We start from the raw sequence: 5,000 nt of genomic DNA, 5'->3' as shown, positions 1-5,000 counted from the left end.
CTCACCCGTCCGCCGCTAACTTCTTGAGAGCAAGCTCTCAATCCATTCGCTCGACTTGCATGTATTAGGCACGCCGCCAGCGTTCATCCTGAGCCAGGATCAAACTCTCCAATAAAGTTAGTTTGTCTAGCATCTAAAAATAAAAATTGACGTTTCACGTTGTTTGTTTCGTTCAGTTTTCAAAGAACTACTTGGTCGCTCATTTGCGACTTCCTTATGTTAACATTTTCATCTTTCAATGTCAACTAAGTTTTTTATTTCGTTTGTCACTTTCGACGTTATTGTCACCGGCGACTTGTCCTATATTACACCTCTATATAATAATAGTCAATATTAATCTTTCGTTTTTTTTTAAAAGATGAAAAAGACTCTCATACCTCCTCTTTATTTCTCATACATATCAATAAAATAACTGAAAGGAGTGTAGAACTTGTTCGATCCTTCTTTATTACACACCATAAGCGCCCATTCAAGAAGCCCACACTATCATAGGAAGTTTCCCATCATTCTATTTTGGAGTCAAAAAAGCGGCTGCACTTCTCTTGCCAATTGGTTCTTTTACCAGATTGATTTATTGCAAACAGCTCTAAGTTATAGTCCTTTCATTCATAATTATGAATACGATATATACAAAAGTACACCTGCCTATAGTGTACGACTAGGTGTAGCGTTACGAGAAAAACAAAAAGAAACGTTTAAACTTGTTCGTAACCCTTATAGGAGAGCAGTCAGTTCTTTCGTGTCCTTAATTGGACCTCCTTATATGGAAAATCCAGAATGGAAACCCATCCGAAAGTTTTTATATCAAGATGAAAATTCCCCAAAAGGGATCTCATTTAAACAATTTCTATACTATCTATTTATGAAAGGTGCTCACGCAAATGATATTAATCCACATTTCACACAACAATATATAACTGGTGAAGAAGAATATGTGACCAATTATATATACTTAGAAAACTTCGATCAGGAAATAAACGAATTAGAAAAGCGTTTCGAATTAAAAACCGCACCAATAAATAAGTTCTCAACATCATGGCATCATCAAACTCCCGCCATGATTTATAAAGGGAATTTTAGCGAAGGCGATATTACTGACCCTTTATTTCCCCGTCATCCGACTTTTGAAAGCTTTTATGATACTGAATGTATACAGCTCGTTCAAACAATATTTCAAAATGATTTCGACACGTATAGATACAGCAAAGAATATCCCTACAAGATTTAATCTGTTACCTTTGCTAAATATAAAAAGATACCTCATGCATAAGGTATCTTTTTAACATTTTAATTATATAAACCATACTGTTTAACAGTCTCTATTCTCCATCTTATTACCTTTTAATAGATTACATAATTTTTGCTTATCCGCCCATCCTACTCCGATTAAAACTAGACTTGTTCCCATTATTACCCTCCATGTCAGAGATTCATTTAATAGAATAATTGAAGTAACGATACTTATTAGCGGTAATGCATTTAAATATAATCCACTTACTGATGCTGAAACTCTCTCTAGCGCTTTATTCCAAAACCAATACGCTAAAATTGTTGCTCCAATAACAAGGTATATTACACTAAGTCCCGTTTTCCAAATTTCAATTTTTGGTAAACCGTAATAAAGAATTTCTACCAGTGCAAACGGTAATAGAATAACAGCTCCGATAATTAAAGTTAATGTTGTAAAAACCTCGTTTGATAAATACTGTTCTTGTTTTGGTCGTTTTAGCAAAACCGTGTAGAAAGCAAATAGAAAAGTACTTAATAAGATCAGTATATCTCCTATTAAAGACACTTCTTGATCAGCACTTTTAGATGGAATCGTAATAAAGAGTACTCCTATAGCACCCAATACAATTCCTATCCAATAATTCAATCGAATTTTCTCTTTCAAGAAGAATGCTGAAAAAAGAATTGTAACTAATGGTAATGCAGCATCTATGATACTAACATGTAATCCACTTGTTAAAGAAATGCCGTACGATGTGAACATAAAATACCCAGCTACACCAGTAAAAGCTAACAAACTCATTCTTTTCCATGGAACTTTTTTATATACAACTGATTTTTGTAGTTGCTTAAATGAAAATAGCATACAAATTCCACCTGCAAAGAAAAGACGAATAAACAACAAAGTAAACGGCTGAATAGATTCTAACGCCCATTTTGTTGGTGCAATAGCTGTCCCCCATAATATAACAGCCACTAATAACATGCATATTTCTTTCATAATCCCCCACACCCATCAAAAATATATGTTAACTACCTTAATTATAGATTTTTTCTTATGTAAAATCCTTTAAAAACACAAAAGGTTATGTAAAAAGGGCTAGATTGCTACTTTTTACATAACCTTTTTATATAAGATTACAAACATTCTTTTTACATCTCGATTATATTTTCACAAAAGGTAATTCTTACCTTTATATTTCAAGCAATAAAAATAAACACAAAAAAACCTAAGTCGAAACGACTTAGGTTTTTGCTTGGCGACGTCCTACTCTCACAGGGACAAGGTCCCAACTACCATCGGCGCTAGAGAGCTTAACTTCCGTGTTCGGTATGGGAACGGGTGTGACCTCTCTGCCATCATCACCAAACTATGAAGGCATATTCCTTCAAAACTAGATAACATTTGCTACATATTATATGGTTAAGTCCTCGATCTATTAGTATTCGTCAGCTCCACATGTCACCATGCTTCCACCTCGAACCTATCAACCTGATCATCTTTCAGGGATCTTACTAGCTTACGCTATGGGAAATCTCATCTTGAGGGGGGCTTCATGCTTAGATGCTTTCAGCACTTATCCCTTCCGCACATAGCTACCCAGCTATGCCCTTGGCAGAACAACTGGTACACCAGCGGTGCGTCCATCCCGGTCCTCTCGTACTAAGGACAGCTCCTCTCAAATTTCCTACGCCCACGACGGATAGGGACCGAACTGTCTCACGACGTTCTGAACCCAGCTCGCGTACCGCTTTAATGGGCGAACAGCCCAACCCTTGGGACCGACTACAGCCCCAGGATGCGATGAGCCGACATCGAGGTGCCAAACCTCCCCGTCGATGTGGACTCTTGGGGGAGATAAGCCTGTTATCCCCGGGGTAGCTTTTATCCGTTGAGCGATGGCCCTTCCATGCGGAACCACCGGATCACTAAGCCCGACTTTCGTCCCTGCTCGACTTGTAGGTCTCGCAGTCAAGCTCCCTTATGCCTTTGCACTCTACGAATGATTTCCAACCATTCTGAGGGAACCTTTGGGCGCCTCCGTTACACTTTAGGAGGCGACCGCCCCAGTCAAACTGCCCACCTGACACTGTCTCCCGGGTCGATAAGACCCGTAGGTTAGAATTTCAATACAGTCAGGGCGGTATCCCACCAGCGCCTCCACCGAAGCTAGCGCTCCGGTTTCAATGGCTCCCGCCTATCCTGTACAAACTGTACCAAAATTCAATATCAGGCTACAGTAAAGCTCCACGGGGTCTTTCCGTCCTGTCGCGGGTAACCTGCATCTTCACAGGTACTATAATTTCACCGAGTCTCTGGTTGAGACAGTGCCCAAATCGTTACACCTTTCGTGCGGGTCGGAACTTACCCGACAAGGAATTTCGCTACCTTAGGACCGTTATAGTTACGGCCGCCGTTTACTGGGGCTTCAGTTCAGAGCTTCGCTTACGCTAACCCCTCTCCTTAACCTTCCAGCACCGGGCAGGTGTCACCCCCTATACTTCGCCTTACGGCTTCGCAGAGAGCTGTGTTTTTGCTAAACAGTCGCTTGGGCCTATTCACTGCGGCTTTCCGTTAAGAAAGCACCCCTTCTCCCGAAGTTACGGGGTCATTTTGCCGAGTTCCTTAACCAGAGTTCTCTCGCACACCTTAGGATTCTCTCCTCGCCTACCTGTGTCGGTTTGCGGTACAGGCACCTTTTATCTCGCTAGAAGCTTTTCTTGGCAGCGGGGAATCAAAGACTTCGCTCCATAAGGAGCTTCCCCATCACAGCTCAGCCTTTACGATAAGCGGATTTGCCTACTTATCAGCCTAACTGCTTGGACGTGCACAACCAATCGCACGCTTCTTCTATCCTTCTGCGTCCCTCCATTGCTCAAACGATAAAGAGGTGGTACAGGAATATCAACCTGTTGTCCATCGCCTACGCCTGTCGGCCTCGGCTTAGGTCCTGACTAACCCTGAGCGGACGAGCCTTCCTCAGGAAACCTTAGGCATTCGGTGGACGGGATTCTCACCCGTCTTTCGCTACTCATACCGGCATTCTCACTTCTAAGCGCTCCACCAGTCCTTCCGGTCTGACTTCACTGCACTTAGAACGCTCCCCTACCACTGATACCATTGGTATCAATTCGCAGCTTCGGTGGTGTATTTAGCCCCGGTACATTTTCGGCGCAGAGTCACTCGACTAGTGAGCTATTACGCACTCTTTAAATGGTGGCTGCTTCTAAGCCAACATCCTAGTTGTCTAAGCAACTCCACATCCTTTTCCACTTAATACACACTTTGGGACCTTAGCTGGCGATCTGGGCTGTTTCCCTCTTGACTACGGATCTTATCACTCGCAGTCTGACTCCTAAGGATAAGTCATTGGCATTCGGAGTTTGACTGAATTCGGTAATCCGATGAGGACCCCTAGTTCAATCAGTGCTCTACCTCCAAGACTCTTACACTTAAGGCTAGCCCTAAAGCTATTTCGGGGAGAACCAGCTATCTCCAGGTTCGATTGGAATTTCTCCGCTACCCACACCTCATCCCCGCACTTTTCAACGTGCGTGGGTTCGGGCCTCCATTCAGTGTTACCTGAACTTCACCCTGGACATGGGTAGATCACCTGGTTTCGGGTCTACGACCACGTACTAAACGCCCTATTCAGACTCGCTTTCGCTGCGGCTCCGCCTCTTCAGCTTAACCTTGCACGGGATCGTAACTCGCCGGTTCATTCTACAAAAGGCACGCCATCACCCATTAACGGGCTCTGACTATTTGT

At 42.5% G+C, this 5,000-nt stretch carries 2 protein-coding genes and 3 rRNA genes (2 of these 5 cut by a window edge); 1 reads left to right on the top strand and 4 read right to left on the bottom strand.

Annotation, left to right across the window (positions count from 1 at the left end):
* A 16S ribosomal RNA gene (locus MHI26_RS01645) occupies positions 1 to 115 on the bottom strand (it extends 1,437 nt beyond the left edge of the window).
* Positions 116 to 430: 315 nt separating this feature from the next.
* On the opposite strand from MHI26_RS01645, the gene MHI26_RS01640 reads away from it, so the two are divergent.
* Positions 431 to 1,228 (top strand): sulfotransferase family 2 domain-containing protein, encoded by a 798-nt coding sequence (locus MHI26_RS01640; RefSeq protein WP_061665955.1) that lies wholly within the window; start codon positions 431 to 433, stop codon positions 1,226 to 1,228.
* An 81-nt stretch (positions 1,229 to 1,309) separates the two neighbouring features.
* Here the strand turns inward: MHI26_RS01640 and MHI26_RS01635 are convergent, their stop codons facing one another.
* The 3 genes from MHI26_RS01635 to MHI26_RS01625 all read right to left on the bottom strand — a co-directional run.
* Positions 1,310 to 2,230, bottom strand: coding sequence for a DMT family transporter (locus MHI26_RS01635; RefSeq protein ID WP_061665956.1), 921 nt, complete (start codon positions 2,228 to 2,230; stop codon positions 1,310 to 1,312).
* A gap of 254 nt (positions 2,231 to 2,484) precedes the next feature.
* Positions 2,485 to 2,600 (bottom strand): 5S ribosomal RNA (rrf, locus tag MHI26_RS01630).
* A 49-nt stretch (positions 2,601 to 2,649) separates the two neighbouring features.
* Positions 2,650 to 5,000: ribosomal RNA gene (locus tag MHI26_RS01625) — 23S ribosomal RNA — on the bottom strand; it runs 571 nt beyond the window's last position.

Source organism: Bacillus sp. FSL K6-1218 (assembly GCF_038006445.1).
In the GTDB taxonomy this organism is placed as follows: Bacteria; Bacillota; Bacilli; order Bacillales; family Bacillaceae_G; genus Bacillus_A; species Bacillus_A thuringiensis_S.
The sequence above is the reverse complement of the archived record's forward strand: the minus strand, read 5'-3'. Positions and strand labels throughout refer to the sequence as shown.

Bases quoted from the DNA above. Each gene is read 5' to 3' on its own strand.
- MHI26_RS01635 (WP_061665956.1), bottom strand. From the start codon at position 2,230: ATGAAAGAAATATGCATGTTATTAGTGGCTGTTATATTATGGGGGACA.